Genomic DNA, 17,360 nt, shown 5'->3' with positions numbered 1-17,360 from the left:
TGCGCCACTATAGCGAATCAAATCCGCTCGACGCTCGTAAATAGAGAGTGCTTCGTTACGCGTCCTTGCTTGTGACATTAGGCCACCGCTCCTTTGTTTGTATCAACCTCAAGAGTTTTCGATAACTCACCAGAAAAAGCTTTTTGTAAGATGGATTTTTTTAGTTCGTCTAAGACTACTAGTTTTTTCTCATACTTACTGATTATTTGTTCTATTTCCTGAGCAACTAAAGATAACTTATCAACGAACACCCTTTGGGTATCTCTGCAATCAGGGTATGTTATCTCCATTGCTGCTAATTTAGAAGCATTGAAACCGCCTTGCGCACTACCAGTCATGCCTGCATTTACGACATCCCAATACCCTTTTGTTTGAAAAAAGAATTTTACGAATTCGGGTAACAGCGCATCTGATTTCACTCTCAGCCTAATTAAATAGGATGCAGCAACAGCTTCCGGTGGGTTACTTAATAAATAACTCTTACCTGTAGTTGCTCCTGTTCGAGCAAAAACTATATCGCCTGTTTCCAGTTTATGTTTGGCATAGTCGGCTTTAGAAATTGGGCAGTATGGCACCTTTCCCCAATTTACATCATTGTTCTGAATATCTGTTATTCTAAGGAAATGAGGTCCATTAGCTTCAAACGACGCTTTTTCAGTATAGCCATAATTAATGTCTGATAAATTTCCAAGCGTGGTTTCAACCCACCCTTCACTACGCTGACTAAACACTTGCTGTAAATAGCTTTCAAACAGTTCGCGGGCGTTTTTGAGGTTTTGCTCGGTCTTGGCGCGGGCTTGTTCTATATCGGCAAAGGCTTGGTCGAGGATGGTAACGATGCGTTTTTGCTCAGGGATGGGAGGGAATGGTAGGTAACGATTCTCCATAGAACCTTTGGTCACATGGATCATCGTTGAACCGGTGCCTTGCTCAGCCTTTATTTGCTCTGTATCCCAATCAAGCAAATGGAACAAATATCCCTTATCAACTAGCTCTTCATTTATTTTAATTTTCCAAATATGGTAATGATAAATTACTTTACCCCCATCCCATATTCTCGGTCCAAATGAAGCTGACCATGCATATAGTAGATCACCATTATCACAGTACTTATCTTCATTTAACTCTAAATCTGAGTAATACCATGCGCGATTGCTAAAGAAATTTCCCACCCGCAAGAGAGGGTATTTACCTTCACTAAGCATTTCAGGCTTTTTATATGCCCTCCCATTAGTCAAACGACATACATCGTTTAACTTTTTCATTTCAAAAGCCATCACAACAACTCCTGAATCTTACCCAGAATTGCTTCGCTCTCTTTATCAAGCGCAATGATTTCTTCAATAATGGCTTGCGGTTCACGCAGTGGGGCTTCTTCAGCTTGATTCGGGTTTTTAACCGATAAGTCCCAAGTTGCATCATCTAATTCGCTAGTCGCCAATGACCAAGACTTAGCACTTTCCTCAAAGCCCTTTTGTAGTTCGATAAACTCTTTTAAGTCATTGTCGTTTAGTGGGTTGGTTTTACCCAAACTACGGCCAGGATCAAGCTGATAGAACCACGTTTTTTGTGTCGGTTCGCCTTTGGTGAAAAACAACACGACGGTTTTTACCCCTGCACCTAAAAAGGTTTTGGCTGGGCAATCGAGTACGGTGTGTAAGTTGCAGTTTTCTAATAGCTCTTTACGCAAGGCAATGGCGGCGTTATCGGTATTCGATAAAAAGGTGTTTTTAATAACTATAGCGGCACGGCCACCAGGTTTGAGCATTTTGATAAAGTGCTGCAAAAACAAGAAGGCCGTTTCACCGGTTTTAATTGGGAAGTTTTGCTGCACTTCTTTACGCTCTTTGCCGCCAAATGGCGGGTTAGCCAATACAATGTCGTGCTGGTTGCTTGGGGTAATATCTTGTAGGTTCTCACTCAGCGTATTGGTGTGAATAACGTTAGGCGCTTCAATGCCATGCAGAATCATGTTCATAATGGCGATAACGTAGGCTAAAGACTTTTTCTCTTTGGCGTAAAAGGTGTTTTCTTGCAGAGTTTTTAAGTCGCTGGTTGAAAGCTGCTTACGGCTTGCACCACCTTGGCGAAGGTAGTCGTATGCTTCACATAAGAAACCTGCCGACCCAGCTGCACCGTCGTATATGGTTTCGCCAATTTGCGGCTGTAATACATCGATCATCGCGCGGATTAATGGCCGCGGTGTGTAGTATTCACCGCCGTTACGGCCAGCGTTGCCCATGTTTTTGATTTTTACTTCGTACAGGTGGGAAAGCTCGTGCTTTTCTTCTTGTGAACGGAAGCGAAGCTCATCCACTTTCTCTAGGGCGTCACGCAGTGAATAGCCGCTTTGAATTTTGTTTTTGATCTCACTAAAGATCTCACCGATTTTGTATTCAATGGTATCTGGGCGCTCTGCACGAAGCTTAAAAGCTTTAAGGTAAGGGAATAACTCGCCATCGACAAAGTCCATTAAATCACTGCCGGTTAGTGCGTTATCGTGATCAAACTCACCATTAGCAGTTTTAGGCGCAGCCCACGAACTCCAACGATACTTTTCATCAATAATGTATTGGTAGTCTTCTGCCATCAATTCGGCTTCCTGAGACTTTGTAAACTCTAAGTCATCAAGGTATTTTAAAAATAGCATCCACGACGATTGCTCGGTGTAATCTAGCTCACTAGAGCAGCCTGCATCTTTATGGAAAATGTCGTCGATATTTTTAAAAGTTTGTTCGAACATGTAAATTAAGTCCTTGTTAGCCAGTGAGCTTGAGATGATTTTTACTAAAAGCAACTCACTCGCTTATTTATATTCCTGAGGTAATAGTGATTAATATACCCTAATTAATTAAAAACTTAATAATATATTAGTACCAAGTAGCTTTTGGTTAGTCTAGGTCAATTTTATACTTTTGCCTTGCCGGTAGTATCTCTTCAAACTCGCAATTTAATGCGTTTACTAATTTATATAAGGTTTCGAGTTTAATATTAACATTACCTCTTTCCATTTTTCCGTAATTACCGCGCTCTATTCCTACATAGGCAGCAAAACCTTCTTGCGAATAGCCTGCTTCTTTGCGTTTTTCTCGTAGCTTTTCACCAAAATGTTTAACTAAATCACTCACCTGATTTTCCTCAAGGCAAAATGATTAGATTTTCATGTTGAGGGCTTAACTACCACGCCCTATAATACCCATTATTATAAGAAGTTTATTAGGATTTACTTTGAAATTTGACCCTCTTGTAGCTCAAATTATTGTTGCACCAAATTTTGATAACTTTACAACAAGTGATGTACGCTCGGCGTACTTAGCATTAAAAAGTGATTCTTCTTTAGTACCTACAGCAGTTAGGCGAAGTATATATGCCGAACTGATCAAGCTTGTTAAAAAAGGCTGGTTAAAAAAGGTGGTATCAAATAAAAAAGGATTTACGCGATTCAATAAAACAGAGAGCTTTAACGTTGAGGTAATTACTCAGCTAGCTAGTGCAATACCTATTGCAACTACAGAAAAGGCAGATGATAAACACGCGCTATTACTTAGTAAGTTAAATCATTACAAAGCCGAGCTATTATTGAATATGGGGGAATCTGAGGCATACAAAGAGCTTTATTTGGAGTCACCCGAATTAGTCGATGAGCTTCAGCCACAATACAACAAAGCGAGAGACAACAATACCAGAATACTTGGCAAGATTAGAGCGATTGAAGGCTTACTGAAGCAAAACGAAGCATTAGAGAAAATATGAAACTAAGACTATGGCAAGCCGAGTGTATTAATTTAGCGCTTACACAATACCAGAGCGGCGATAGCCACTTTTTAGCCTTGGCAACTCCTGGGGCGGGTAAAACCTTAATGGCCTCAGAATTAGCCGATCAACTATTAAAAAACAATATGGTCGATTTAATCATTTGTTTTTCACCGTCTTCAATTGTTTCTCAAGACTTTAAGGAAAGCTTACAGCTAAAAACGAATGAACGATTTGATGGACTTATTGGCGCTAAAGGTAGAGCTTTAACCTATCAAAGCTTACAGTATTTAGATGTGCACTTTTGGCAGCTATTTGAACGATATCGTGTTTTTGTAATATTTGATGAAATTCATCATTGTGCTGGCTCTAATATTGACAATGCGAATGCATGGGGTGAGCAGATAATACTTAACATTCAAAATAAAGCACAGTACACATTAGCCTTAACAGGCACTCCTTGGCGTTCTGACGCTGCTCCTATTGTTCTTTCATCATATCAACAGCCTAACAATAAAATAGCGTGCGACTACGTTTACGGGCTTTCTGAGGCTATTGGAGATAATGTTTGTCGGGTTCCACAAATAGTAGCTGTTGATAATAGCCGAATTACAGTTGTAGATGACGCTGAAACCAAAACATTTAACTGCTTTAAAGCGTTATTAACCGACTCTGGCGTTTCTTATCAAGAAGTTATTGAAAATGAAGCGGTAATAAAATACATCGTTTCTTCCGCTCAAAAAAAGCTTACTTCAATCAGATTAAAAAACCCTGATGCCGCGGGGTTGATTGTTGCATCGTCTGTTGAGCATGCCCATCAAATCTCTATGCTAATGCGAACTTACTTTGACGAGGACAGCGTTGTAGTGACCTACCGAGAAAGTGAACCTACAAGTATTATTCAGCAGTTTAGGCATGCACAAACTAAGTGGATTATTTCTGTTGGTATGATTAGCGAAGGTACAAACATCCCTCGCTTGCAGGTTTGCTGCCACCTTACAAACATAAAAACAGAAATGCATTTTAGGCAAATATTGGGCCGTATACTGAGGGTAACAAACTCTAAAAACCAAGAAGCTATTATGTACATGCCCGCCGAACCTAAGCTTTTAGAGTACGCGTATAGAGTTAATCAAGATGTTCCATTTGAAGCCGATGTAGTTAAGTTTGAAAAGATTGAAACTCCTGCTGGAAAAAACACCGCAGATACAGACTCAAGCGATATCACTTTTAATAAACAAAGTAAAAAATCTTCCAAAGCTCAGTTTGATTTTAATAACTTTGCTGACTTTTTTGATCAGCCAATTATGAGCAATAGGCCTGAAGCGACAGAGGAGCATTTTTTAACCGGTGCCTATGAGCGAATTATTAATATATCAGGCCGCTTTCAGCAAGAGGCTATTGCTTTAGGGTTAAGTGAATTGCGGTAAATACGCTAGAATTTAGGACCTCAAGTAGAATTTTGCTGGTAACATCGATTTCAGTTACACGAGGAAACATAATTTAATTTAAGTGGACTTCTCAGCTTTCACTAGACAGTTTTTAACTCAGAATAATACGTTTCTTGAAACTTAGCAGGCGAAACACCGTCTGTATTTGAAAGCCTGCTGTATTTAGTCCATCTTGAATGACTTATTATGTATTCCATTGATAACACCATCTGCTAGCTTGTTGAGGTAATCTTTAGCAATGCTTGCTATGAATAAATGTGCTTCTGACAACTTCATACTAGGAGTGTTGTTTTCTTTAAGAGCTTGTTTAAATCCATGTCTAGAATCCAAGCCTGACAATGTGAAGTTGTTAGCGGTATTTGTAAAAGACTTTCTTAACTTTTTATCTACCGAAATTGCAATACCTGTTTTGTCTGATAATTCTTCTAATGTTTCCAGAGTTTTATAATAGTTAATATAACTCGCTTCGACCGCGAAATATTTCAATATCAGATAAGCATCTTCTCGTTCAGTGGCCAAGTTCATCATGAAGAAACGAACATCTAATTTTTTCACTTTTTCAAACTCTTGATTGTATAGGGAGTCTGAAATGTTTGGCTTTCCTAATAAAGCTAAAATATTTTTTTTTGGAGTATTTCCAACTCTAACGCCATTATGCAATAGTTCGGCTAATTCGAGTTTCCTCGAATCTTTAGATAATATTGAAGAAACTCCATTGTATAAGCTGGCCAACTCATAGCCTATTTGCCACACAACTTCAGGCTCGTCTTCGTCGTCAAAATATACAGATGAAAGACGAAAGTCATCATTCATACAATCATTATAGTGATCAATCCCACCAGAAATATCAAAGTATAAATTCTTTCGCCCTTCAGCGTAACCTCTAAAATTTCGAGAGTCACCATTTAAATAGAATTCCCATTTTACCGCATTGGCCAAAAATAACTCCTGTTATATAACTGCTTTATCATAGGGTAGTTTCCCTATTCTTTCGTGAAGACGTCTTCATTTCATAAGCTTCTATTATTAGCAAATAGTGTAACTTATTGCCAGCTATAAGTATTATAACTTACTGTAGGTTATTTAAACATGCGAGAGAAGGAAAGCTTTCTCTTATTATTACTAATCTAATGACGACTCACCTGACCGTCCGGTTATCGCTCTTTGCCGAAGTTCGGCTCAGTGCCAACAGAAGACATAAAGCACCATAGTCACGTGTCATATTTTTATTGCTCAGGTTCCAGCTGAACTGCCTCTTCGTGGCCACAAGCATTACACTGCATAACTATAACTAATTCATTGTCTGTTCCATGAAACTTATAGTCTAGGCTTTTGCATTCACTACACTTAGGTTCTGAATCAAAACCTAGATGTTTTAAATACAAATTTTGGAAAATAGAAACTACAGAGCAGGTAAATAACAAACAAATCTTTGCATCTGGAATATTTCTATTTGGTGAATGTACTATTTCAGATGAATGATCCCATGCTGCTTCAGAAATGGCGCGACACCTTTTTCTTAATTTAGCATTACTGCTACCTTGGGCATAAATGGCAATTACGGCATTAGAAATACCTTTAAAGTCGCTAGCTTTTAGATCATTGTCTGTGAGAACAGTTGCATTATCATTTACCAAGACTCCTGCCAACTCAATTAGACTCTCTCTGCATGTAAGGCCGATACTTTGAATATCTTCGGGGCCATTAACATTATTTAGTTCTTGTGACGCAAGATTTAGACGACGACTAATTGATTTAATATGATCAATATCTAATGGAAGTTCATCAATAATATGCTTAAATCCTTGGTGATGCTTAGCTTGCAGCCTCTGGGTAATTCCCATATGAAATGAATAAGCTTCATCAGCCGAGAAATAATTTGCATCTTGTGAGTATAAATTCATTGGCGCACCTTCACCTTCTACCACCCACCAAGAACTATCAGCAAACTTAACATTCCAAACATTGATTTCTACACCAAGGTCATCAAAAGTCTGTTCAACCTGCATATATTTAATAGTTTCTAAATCGTTACCCTTTAGGTATTCCGTGATTTGTTTTTCAGTTTCGATTCTATAGTCTGGAGTCATTGAAAATGCCTAAAGTTGATGCTGGTTCGGAGAAAAAATATAACGCTGCACTCACAGATAAATAATGAGCGCAGCGAGTAATTTTTCCGCGTGCAGTGCTTTGTTATAACGCGCTTTTAACTGCACATCCTCTCCGATATTTCCTTCAATTTTTCTATATCTAGGCGATCACTCGCCCAGCCTTGAGCAAATGGTATTGTATTTGATTTCGGCAATTGCTCTTCTTTTAGATCCCGTACCCTTACCCTAGAAGGTAGAGCAGCGCCTTCACCAACAAATATTGCTTCTTGCTGAGATAAAATAGGTAGCGCTCCAACCATGCCAGAAAGTCCATCTGGCAGGAATCGAGCAACATGTTGCTGGTCTGCAGAATTTGTAAGCCTTAATACAACCCAAGTACCACACTGTGAAATTACTGTACTGTCGACATCGGCAGGCCGCTGACTTACCAGCATCAAGCCGATTCCATATTTTCTCCCCTCTCTTGCTATGCGTCTTATTGCTCCCTGAGCAGCTGCATACTGAGCCTCCCCATGATCTGGAACATATCTATGCGCTTCTTCACAGACTAACAATATAGGATCTTTCTCTTTCTCTTCTTGAGTCTGGAATACTTTAAATTGAAAAAGTAATCTTGCGATTAATGCAGTAAGAGGGCCAGCGACTTCATTTGGCAGGCCTGAAATATCGATTATTCTGATATCTTTACCTTCCTGCCTTGGCACACCTATAAACTGGTTCAAAACCTCATGTAATTTGATTTGATTGTCATCATCTCGCCAACATTTCATCATGAATGAGAGCCGAGTATCTCTGCGGAGAACCTTCAACTTGTCTAGCACAGAAGGAACTGACGACTTACCCAAATCGGTTGCTGTCATTTCATCATGAAGTTTTGTTTTTGGATTTATTCGACCACCTTGTATAAACCTGACATGACTTTCAAATTCTTCTATACAGAATGGTCGAGGTTTATCACGATCGAACTCAAGAATGTCCGAAGCATCTTTGCCTTCACAAAGGTTCGGGTCATCAAAGCTATCTAAATGATCTAGCTCATTTGTCCCGAACGTTCGCGGGCAAGGTTTGACAATTCCAGCGGCAACCATCCTTGCATGAGCGAGTGCTTTTTGAACGACATTGTTTTGACTAGTAGCGCTTCTTTCCGTTTTACCGATAACTAGGTTAGTGAACTCATCACTAGACATTAACCAATACGGTAACTTTATCTCTTCCTGGCCGTCGTCACCTACTGCGATGTCATATGCTCGGTACTGTACTGCTCTATCCTTAAAAGCTGAACCATACTCACCGTGAGGGTCAATAACCACTACCTGAGGAGACAGCTCTTTCTTATTATTTTTATGCAATAATACGCTATGAATTATCGCAGCAACGGTACCTGACTTACCAGATCCTGTAGAACCAAGAACCGCGCAATGCATACCAAACATTTTATTAATGTTAGCCCTACAGGCTGTAGATTCAGAAGCACTGTAAACCGCAAAGGGAACTAATGGATCCACTTCATCATCTCTTGCACCTTCAGCGGATCGGTAGACACAAGAAATTTCCTCATTGGTTAAAAGGAATACACCTTGCTGGGGTAAAGGGTAAGTTTTAATACCACGCTTGAAAGCCAAAGTTGATTTTGTATTATTCCAACTGCCTTCAGCTAGCAGCTGGACTTCCATTACACGCTGATCAGAATCAGCAGTTACAGGCATACCAGCTTCAATTAACTCTTCTGATCGCATTCTGAGCATTGTCACCAAGCCAAAAATTATTTTGCGGCCATAGTGAATTTTAACCATGCTACCTATTTGCCCGATAGGGTAAACGCGACCATTGAATGTCCTAGACAGCTCAGAAATTTTATCGGAGATCTCTACCTTAATATTAGTTCCAGATACTTCAACAACCTGTCCAATCTTTAACTCTTCTTCCGGTGTAAACATAACTAAACCTCGCATCCATTCTTTAGTACTGATGTTACACCTTTAAATGTCCACCAATAATCATCACCGTCTTTTCTTTTAAATGGTCCTTGGCTACCGACATATAAACCACGCAACGAAGCAATAATCACTCTTGAACCAAAACTAGAACTACGCCACTTTTCTAAACATGCTGGTATGTCATCCCTACACTCCAAAAATGCCAAAAGTACTGTTTTGTTTTCTTCTTTAGATAAAGCGAACTCAATTTCATTATTAATGTGGTCATCGCCAAAACTGTAACCACAAACCGATAACGTATTACTTTGAGGAGAATTTAGAGATTTTCTAAATAAATCAAACTGAGAAGAAAACGGATCTTGCTGAGTAGCAATGTATTTTGTTGCTTGAGGGTAAATTAGAACGCGACGATCTGCCTTGGGATAGCGGTCATTATCCCTAACGCGCCAGACATAGCCTTTATTACAAAGAAACCAATCTATCGACCCGTGCATCTTGATTAAGTTTGCGCGCTGTCCATTTGTTGGTGCTGGTTCGCCATATCTCTGAGTACGGTGAGCTACAGCTCCTCCAGCAAAACCGTCCCAATATGGCACTTTGTTTAGTGCTAATGCATCTTCCAAAAGAGTGTCATAGTTAGTTGTGAAAATATTGACTGTTTTTCTTCGCTCATGAACACCAGCAGACGCATGATTAAACAGTGTGTCGATAAACTCTAAATGGGACTCAATATCGACAATTGGCTCTGACAACGTACCTTCTTCATCTGCCGTTTCATCACTGCCTTCAACATAGCCGCAACGGATAACATTTGAGATAGACTCAAGAATTGTGTTATGTACTTCTTCTAGGGTAGCTAGTTCAACTTTCGTCCCTCGAATTACTGTTTTCTTTTCTTTGTTTCTTTCAGCTAATGCAGCATAGTCGCCTAGATGACTAAGAACATGCTCTATATGGCATTGCTCTGGCAACTCTTCAAATAGTGGAGTAATAATATCGTCATATAATTTCTTATGGCTAGCTTTTATATCCTTCTTAACTTTATTCGTTAAAGGGTACATAAGCGGTAGTTTAGCGTCGAAACTTATTCCGGCACCCAGCAGCCAACTTTGCTCACTACACTTTAAGTGTTCCTCTACTTGCAAGAACAACTCGTCATCAATCAAATCATCCATTTCCTTTCCTTCTTATAGAGTTGTACCGAAGCGGCAACCAGAGCGTTATATTCGTTTACTCTTAGGTATAGGATCAATATAAATTAATTGATTCGATGTTTCATCCCACGCAATTAAACTAGGAGGCATGACACATTGATTTTGGTTTAAAATGTTTTGAATTTTACCTGAGCTATTTGATACAAAATCAGTTATTTCAGATAAATAAAAATATGTAGCTTCATCAAATTGCTCTTGATTCCAATTTTCATTGTAAAGCAGCTTAACCTTTTCTCCATTTTTACCAACGCAATAAAGCGATAATACTAGAGAGTATTTAGTTGGTTGTGCTTTTTTCTCAGAACTAGCTGTGATGACAGTTTTATATTGCGGATTAGAACCAAAATATTTTTTATAAACTGTGGATAGACCTGATTTAATAATAGGATAAGCATCTTCAGCCGTTTTATCTCCTAACTTTTTAACAAAAGCTCCGCCAAAAATAATAGCAATTGAACTCATTGTTAATAATAGGATTGACGCTTGAATTCCTTTATCTGGTACTTCATGAAATTGAGCGTCATCTCCAAATAAAGCAAAATGATTTTTCATTTCAGCAATTGCTTGTTTATCTATACTTTCTTCAAAAGCTACATTTAAGGCTTCGATATTCATGATGATCCTTCACAGCATATAACAACTTTATCAGAGGACACTTTCCTTTTTTTAACGCGAAAACGTCTTTATTTTGTAAAGTTACATTAATAGCAAACAGTTTAAGCCATTGCCAGCTATAAATATTATGCTTTATGTTATTTATATAAATATGTAAAAAAGAGGAAAGTGTCCTCTTATTCTTATTATGTTAATCACAACTCACCTGAATGACGGCTCATCGCTCACAGCCGAACATCGCCAAAGTGCCATAAGCGGACGGTGGTAGCGCCTTTGGAGTGTAATTTTGAAGCCATGCCAAAGTGAGTGAGAAATGTAAGTCCCGTTTTACAAACCTATTAAGCATTTTTATACTGGTTTTGAAAAGTATCTATTGAGAAGTCTAAGAATACTTTTTTATGCTCTTTTAGGTATGAATCAATACTAGTGTTTGTTAGATCTAATATGTTCTCTAAACCCTTCTCTACCTTTGGGTTACTCCAATTCAGATTTGGGCTCCCAATCATGGCTGCAAAAGCTTGTAACCTGTCGTATTGCCAAAGAAGGTTGTTACATGAATTTATGCAGTCTACAAAGTTTGGGATACTATAGATTTGCCCTTTAACTAAAAGGGATTTAATCTTATTGTAACTTGCTTCGCTGTCTTTGAGAGAAGCAAATAATTTTTCAGAAGTTTCTTTACCTTCTTCCTCGATAAATCTAATCACCCATAACTTTTTATCCGAGTTCTGACCTACGGCTATATCATATTGGTAGCTATCAATACCTATTTGTGCAAAGTGTAAATACTGTATTGTTACGCTTAGAGATTGAAGATAAGAATGAACGCTATCTGTTAGTTGATCCAATAAATTAGAAATTTGAGAAGCCTTATGTTGTTTTTTCCAAACATTTAAAGCGGAGATTGCTATGCACAGTGTTGCAAAGCCAATAAGGCATTGAGAAATTCCAATCCAATTCCAGCTTAATATACTACATATGATTTCTTTCATTACTTTCCCTGCTTAACAGCTTTATAAAACTGTACTTCCCAGCTACCACTAGACTTTTCTAAGATGATAGCTTTGACTTGTTAGAGACTCTACTTCTCTAGTGAAAATACCCTACTCTTTCCTATATTTTGTTCTTTTCTACACCGAGTCGCAGATTTGAGCGTGATTAGCATTGATGCCAGAGGGTCTTTTGTTTCCTTAGCAAGATTCATAAGGCGTTCATCACAAGATTTATCCCTTCCAAGATACTTAACACATTGAAATTTAGCATGCGCAACGAGAATACCATTATAATCACCTTTATCATTCAACAAGGAATTAAACGCAATCATAGAAAGCCTTACTCTATCCTGTGATATTCTTTCCAAGTGTTCAGAACATTTGCCTTTACCAATAGGGAAAAAGTTGTCTTTGTACAGCGCAGCACCACTGTATGAATAGTCATTTCCTTCCATGCTCTCCCCGTTGGGGCCGTACCCAATAATACTCAGATATTCATGGGGCTGAGTATAATCGGGTTTTAACCACCTTGTATTATTGTCAATGCAGCTATACAGAATGACTAAAGGAACAAGAAAGTATAACCCTTTTATGAATATACCAGCCATATAATTACCTATACTTTCTAATTGTTCCAACATCATATTTTACTCTAAAAGTTTTATCAGAGGATGCTTTCCGTATTTTAGTGCGAAAACGTCCTTATTTTATGAATTTATACTAATAGCAAATGGTATAAGTCATTACCAGCTATATATATTATTCTTACTGAAGCTTATTTAAACATATGGAATAGGGGGAAGTTTCTCTTAGTTTCGCTTAGCCAATGCCAACTCCCCTGACCGTCGGACTCTCGCTCTAAGCCGACTAACAGCCAAGTGCTGTGAGTTCTACTGGACGAACTTGACTTGCCAAGTTAAGACTTATTATCACCAAGCGACTTTGTCATATCTTTCATCAAAAGCCACTTCAAATTTGGTTGTTTTTCTAAAGGTATTGAACATAAGGCAAGGTTTCCATTTTCTACCATGATAGTTCAAATTGCTGAGTCTTAACTTCGATGTCATTAAGACCAATATGAACTCCTAAAAGTCTAACCTTTTTACCATCACCACGTTTCACTGCTTCTGTTAGCAAATCTAAAAATATCCCTTCATCAAAGTTAGAGTAAGTAAAGTCTTTAGTCGTTTGGTGGAAATCATTGAATTTAACTTTCACTCCTAATTTACTTATTTTTCGCTCATGTAAATACTTTTCAGACCGTTTTTTTAATTCAGGTATTAGTTTATCGGCTAAGATACTACGAAGAGTATCTAAATCGTCAATATCTTCAGGAAATGTTCTCTCAACACCTACCGACTTTCTAACTCGTGTTGTTTCAACATTTCTATTATCTATACCTTGGCACCGTTGATAAAGCACCTGTCCGAATTTACCAAAGTTGTTATTAATAATTGCCTGATCAACGGCTTGAATGTCTCGACCATATTCCAACCCTAATGACTTTAGTTTTTCAAAAGTAACCTTACCTACACCTGAAATCTTATTTAAAGGTAACTCGGCAATGAAACTACAAACTTCTGAAGGTGTAATAACAAATTGACCATTTGGTTTATTATAATCTGAAGCAACTTTAGCAAGAAACTTCAGAGAAGAAACTCCAGCAGAAGCGGTTAGGCCCGTCTCTCTGTGGATTGTTTCTCTAATATCTTGGGCTATTAAAGTGGCTGAACCTTTAAATAATTTGCAATCTGTGACATCAAGATAAGCTTCATCTAATGAAAGAGGTTCAATAATACTGGTATAACGTGAAAATATTTCCCGGATATGAATACTCACTTCTTTATATACATCCATTCGAGATGGTACAAGCACCAAATTTGGACACTTTATCAGCGCCACACTAGTTGACATTGCTGAACGAACACCAAATCCTCTTGCTATATAATTACAAGTCGAAAGTACACCTCGACTTTTAGAGTTTCCCCCCACAGCAACAGGGAGATTTGCCAACTCAGGCCTATCTCTAATTTCAACAGATACAAAGAATGCATCCATGTCTATATGGATCAACTTCTGCATATTATTTAAAGTTTCTTTTAAGTAATCCCATTATATTTACTCTAGTATCTAGCCCATTTCACATTAAAAGTTTGTCAAGATTTTATAATGTGGGTATGATTTATCTCTATTTTTCACTCTATAATATTTGAATTCTTACACGACACTAAATTTGTCAGGGTTGACAAGGGTGTAATTCAGTTAAATGCCAAAGCAAACAGCGTAACTACAGCTCCTTCGGCTCGCTCGCTCACTAACGTCAAGAAATTAAATGTCAGATAAAAGGTCTATATGAATAAACTTTTTCATTACCACTATAACAACTGTTTATTTATACAGTCATTATTATAGAATCACCTGTAATTAGCAAGCTTGCACCCTATTAAAAACAGCGTTTATTATTTTTACGCTTTTTAAAAGAGTACAGCCAAAACACTGCTTCCAACGCAAAGCCCACAACTGTTAAAGCAATTACACCCGATGCATTACCCATCGCGTAGCAAATAAATGCAGCTATAAAAACTAAACAGACTAAAAGCCAATTAACGACACTTTTCATACATATCTCCCTAGCTGTGTTATATAACAATAAACCTTTTATTTAATTAAACCAAACATAAAATACCCTAGGTTAATTACCTTGAGGTAATAACCCCATATTGATAATCTAAACACTTTAAAATTAAAGGGCGTAAATGTATGCAAACGTTTAAAGATCAACATCCTATTCATACTGATATTACAGTGGCATGGGGAGATATGGATGCTCTGCAACACGTAAATAATGTCGTTTATTTACGCTATTTTGAAATAGCTCGCATCGATTTTTTAAATAAAATAAATCTTTTTGAAACCATTAGCAGCAAAGGTATTGGCCCTGTGATCAGCGAAAACACCATTCGCTATAAACGCCCTGTTACTTTTCCCGATACTCTCACTGTAGGTGTCACCATTAGCGATATTAAAACAGATCGCTTTATGATGAACTACAACGTGTTTAGCCACGCGCAAAATGCCATAACCACAACAGGCACTTCGCAAGTCGTAATGTTTGACTTTCAAACTGGTAAAAAGTCGCCAATCACTGAGCCGCTTTTATCTGCTATACAGCAATATACCCAAAACTAAGCCAGTAAATAAGGAGCTTATATGCAATACAACCCACTAGGTAGCAGTGGTGTAAACGTCTCAAGGGTCTGCTTAGGTAGTATGACGTGGGGGTTACAAAACACGCAAAGCGATGCAGATCAGCAAATAGCTTATGCGCTTGAGCAAGGTGTTAACTTTATTGATACCGCCGAAATGTACGCTGTGCCGCCATCTCCCGACACCTACGGCAAAACAGAGCAAATTATTGGCAACTGGTTAGCGCGCAATCAAGATAAACGCAGCGACATAGTACTTGCCACTAAAATTGCCGGAAACGGTTTAGAGTGGATACGTGAAGGTAGCAATATTACCCGCCAAACAGTCATTGCCGCGGTTGATGACTCGCTTAAACGTTTGCAAACCGATTACATTGATTTATACCAACTACACTGGCCCAACCGCGCCACGCCACATTTTGCCAAACAATGGCCAGGAATGCTTAAATTTACCGAGGTAGATACGCAGCAACAAACTGCCGATATGCTCGATATATTAGAAGGTTTAAACGACTGCGTAAAAGCCGGAAAAATAAAACACTGTGGCCTTTCAGACGATACACCTTGGGGTGTTAACCAGTTTTTAAACTTAGCTAAAGAGCATAACTTACCGCGCATGGTGTCGATTCAAAACGAATTTAGCCTAGTACACGCCAAAGATTGGCCTTACTTAATAGAACAATGTGTACACGAAGATATTGCTTATTTACCTTGGTCACCATTGGCTGCGGGTTCATTAACCGGTAAATATTTAAACGGCGCACGCCCTGAAGGAACGCGTTGGACCTTTATGCAACGTAACGGTATTTTCCGCGATACGCCAAACGCACAACAAGCAATAAAGCAATACGTAGAACTTGCTCACGCCCATAATTTAACCCCAGCAGAACTTGCCCTAGCTTGGTGTAATAAAGTGGATGGCGTAACTTCTACTATTATTGGTGCCACGTCTATGGCGCAATTAAAAGAAGATATAGGCGCGTTTAACCTTACTTTAAGCGATGAAATTCTCGGCGCTATTAATCGTATTTTTAGACAATACCCTATGCCTTATTAAGCTAATGCGCATTAATTAAAAAGACCAAGTTAAAAGTAAAAACCGCAAGCTAAGTGCACCTACTCCATAGGTGCACTTTTAACTTTGCATTATTACTCGGCCTGCCATTTATGCGCTAATATACGTTGCTCATTGGCGTACAGCGTGACACTAAATATACTGCCCCCCGTTACTTCACCAACCCCTGCAGGTGTGCCGGTCATTATCACGTCGCCATCTTCTAAGTACATAAAGTCACTAATTTCAGCTAAAATTTGCGCTGGTTTATGTAACATAAAATCGCTATTGCCTTGTTGTATTAGTTGATCGTTTATTTTGAGCTCAAAGCTAAAATGTTGCATGTCCTCGTTAAGCTCAACAAACGGCGTTAATAGCACAGAGCCGTCAAACGCTTTTGCTCGCTCCCACGGCAAGCCTTTGTTTTTTAACTTAGCCTGCACTTCGCGTTTGGTTAAATCAAGCCCCAAGCCAACGCCAACTAAACGACTATTTTTTACCACAAAGCAAAGCTCGGTTTCGTAATGTAAAGCATCCTTATTATGCTTAGCTAGCAACTTAGTACCAATTGCACTATTAGGCTTATTAAATAACACCATTTGCTCTGGCAGTTCATTATTTAACTCTGCAATGTGTGCGGTGTAATTACGCCCTACACACACCACTTTTGAGGGAGCTAATTGCTCTGTATCTAAGTTAACGGTATTCACAGATCTATTCCTTATTGAGTAATATCACCACAATTAGCTATTACTTTCAGTGACTACTAACAACATATTTATTCTTCTTAATTATAAATATGTTAATCAAACAGTAAGCTAGAATAAATAAGTGTTGCAACTATACTTATAATAACATGCTATATAAGAGGGCTATAATAACAAAAAAACAATTAATGTTGACCATTACTTAACTTTATTATAACATTTTGTAAGCGGTTACATTAATTAAGATTCGGTTCGGGAGTTTTTTTAATATCAATGTAAGCGCTTACATTGATAACATACATAAAAAACACCACATCTGG

17 protein-coding genes are annotated in these 17,360 nt (G+C 38.3%); 4 read left to right on the top strand and 13 right to left on the bottom strand.

The features are described from left to right. Window positions 1-77 precede the first annotated feature (77 nt). From CIK86_RS19195 to CIK86_RS01585, 3 genes are all read right to left on the bottom strand, one after another. The gene (locus tag CIK86_RS19195; RefSeq protein ID WP_086993193.1) at window positions 78-1,277 is read right to left on the bottom strand and encodes a restriction endonuclease subunit S; all 1,200 of its coding nucleotides are present in this window, start codon (window positions 1,275-1,277) and stop codon (window positions 78-80) included. Then, window positions 1,277-2,743 (bottom strand): N-6 DNA methylase, encoded by a 1,467-nt coding sequence (locus CIK86_RS01590; protein ID WP_086993194.1) that lies wholly within the window; start codon window positions 2,741-2,743, stop codon window positions 1,277-1,279. The genes CIK86_RS19195 and CIK86_RS01590 overlap by 1 nt, the downstream gene beginning before the upstream one ends. 148 nt (window positions 2,744-2,891) lie before the next feature. Beyond that, window positions 2,892-3,128 (bottom strand): helix-turn-helix transcriptional regulator, encoded by a 237-nt coding sequence (locus CIK86_RS01585; protein ID WP_004588153.1) that lies wholly within the window; start codon window positions 3,126-3,128, stop codon window positions 2,892-2,894. A gap of 100 nt (window positions 3,129-3,228) precedes the next feature. Between CIK86_RS01585 and CIK86_RS01580 the strand changes: the two genes are divergently transcribed. After that, on the top strand, window positions 3,229-3,753 hold the full coding sequence (locus CIK86_RS01580) for a hypothetical protein (RefSeq protein WP_086993195.1): 525 nt from the start codon (window positions 3,229-3,231) through the stop codon (window positions 3,751-3,753). Next, window positions 3,750-5,183, top strand: a complete 1,434-nt coding sequence (locus CIK86_RS01575; protein ID WP_086993196.1) for a DEAD/DEAH box helicase family protein — start codon at window positions 3,750-3,752, stop codon at window positions 5,181-5,183. The genes CIK86_RS01580 and CIK86_RS01575 overlap by 4 nt, the downstream gene beginning before the upstream one ends. 183 nt (window positions 5,184-5,366) lie before the next feature. Here CIK86_RS01575 and CIK86_RS01570 read toward each other — a convergent pair whose 3' ends face one another. The 9 genes from CIK86_RS01570 to CIK86_RS19190 form a co-directional block, all read right to left on the bottom strand. Next, window positions 5,367-6,143 carry a hypothetical protein gene (locus CIK86_RS01570; RefSeq protein ID WP_086993197.1) on the bottom strand — a complete coding sequence of 259 codons (777 nt, stop codon included), beginning with the start codon at window positions 6,141-6,143 and terminating at the stop codon, window positions 5,367-5,369. 287 nt (window positions 6,144-6,430) lie between these two features. Then, entirely contained in the window at window positions 6,431-7,294 is an 864-nt protein-coding gene (locus CIK86_RS01565; RefSeq protein ID WP_086993198.1) for a hypothetical protein, read from the bottom strand. A gap of 116 nt (window positions 7,295-7,410) precedes the next feature. Continuing rightward, a complete protein-coding gene (locus CIK86_RS01560; protein ID WP_086993199.1) occupies window positions 7,411-9,252 on the bottom strand; it encodes an ATP-binding protein in 1,842 nt (613 codons plus the stop codon). Window positions 9,253-9,254: 2 nt separating this feature from the next. Beyond that, a complete protein-coding gene (locus CIK86_RS01555) occupies window positions 9,255-10,427 on the bottom strand; it encodes an SIR2 family protein (RefSeq protein WP_086993200.1) in 1,173 nt (390 codons plus the stop codon). Between the two features lie 45 nt (window positions 10,428-10,472). Next, window positions 10,473-11,081, bottom strand: a complete 609-nt coding sequence (locus CIK86_RS01550) for a hypothetical protein (RefSeq protein WP_086993201.1) — start codon at window positions 11,079-11,081, stop codon at window positions 10,473-10,475. Between the two features lie 338 nt (window positions 11,082-11,419). Further along, entirely contained in the window at window positions 11,420-12,073 is a 654-nt protein-coding gene (locus tag CIK86_RS01545) for a hypothetical protein (protein ID WP_086993202.1), read from the bottom strand. Window positions 12,074-12,162: 89 nt separating this feature from the next. Further along, window positions 12,163-12,717: a hypothetical protein gene (locus tag CIK86_RS01540; protein WP_086993203.1), complete on the bottom strand. Its 555-nt coding sequence runs from the start codon at window positions 12,715-12,717 to the stop codon at window positions 12,163-12,165. 379 nt (window positions 12,718-13,096) lie between these two features. After that, window positions 13,097-14,155, bottom strand: coding sequence for a DNA polymerase IV (dinB, locus tag CIK86_RS01535; protein ID WP_086993204.1), 1,059 nt, complete (start codon window positions 14,153-14,155; stop codon window positions 13,097-13,099). Between the two features lie 361 nt (window positions 14,156-14,516). Further along, window positions 14,517-14,693, bottom strand: a complete 177-nt coding sequence (locus tag CIK86_RS19190; RefSeq protein ID WP_176359650.1) for a hypothetical protein — start codon at window positions 14,691-14,693, stop codon at window positions 14,517-14,519. Window positions 14,694-14,833: 140 nt separating this feature from the next. On the opposite strand from CIK86_RS19190, the gene CIK86_RS01530 reads away from it, so the two are divergent. Continuing rightward, complete coding sequence (locus CIK86_RS01530) at window positions 14,834-15,262, top strand: thioesterase family protein (protein ID WP_086993205.1); 429 nt, start codon at window positions 14,834-14,836, stop codon at window positions 15,260-15,262. Between the two features lie 21 nt (window positions 15,263-15,283). Beyond that, entirely contained in the window at window positions 15,284-16,336 is a 1,053-nt protein-coding gene (locus CIK86_RS01525) for an aldo/keto reductase (protein ID WP_086993206.1), read from the top strand. 92 nt (window positions 16,337-16,428) lie between these two features. On the opposite strand, the gene CIK86_RS01520 is transcribed toward CIK86_RS01525, so the two are convergent. Then, entirely contained in the window at window positions 16,429-17,043 is a 615-nt protein-coding gene (locus CIK86_RS01520) for a fumarylacetoacetate hydrolase family protein (protein ID WP_086993207.1), read from the bottom strand. Between the last annotated feature and the right edge of the window lie 317 nt (window positions 17,044-17,360).

Source organism: Pseudoalteromonas sp. JB197 (assembly GCF_002332205.1).
In the GTDB taxonomy this organism is placed as follows: Bacteria; Pseudomonadota; Gammaproteobacteria; order Enterobacterales; family Alteromonadaceae; genus Pseudoalteromonas; species Pseudoalteromonas nigrifaciens.
This window is presented reverse-complemented; position numbering and strand designations above follow the sequence as displayed.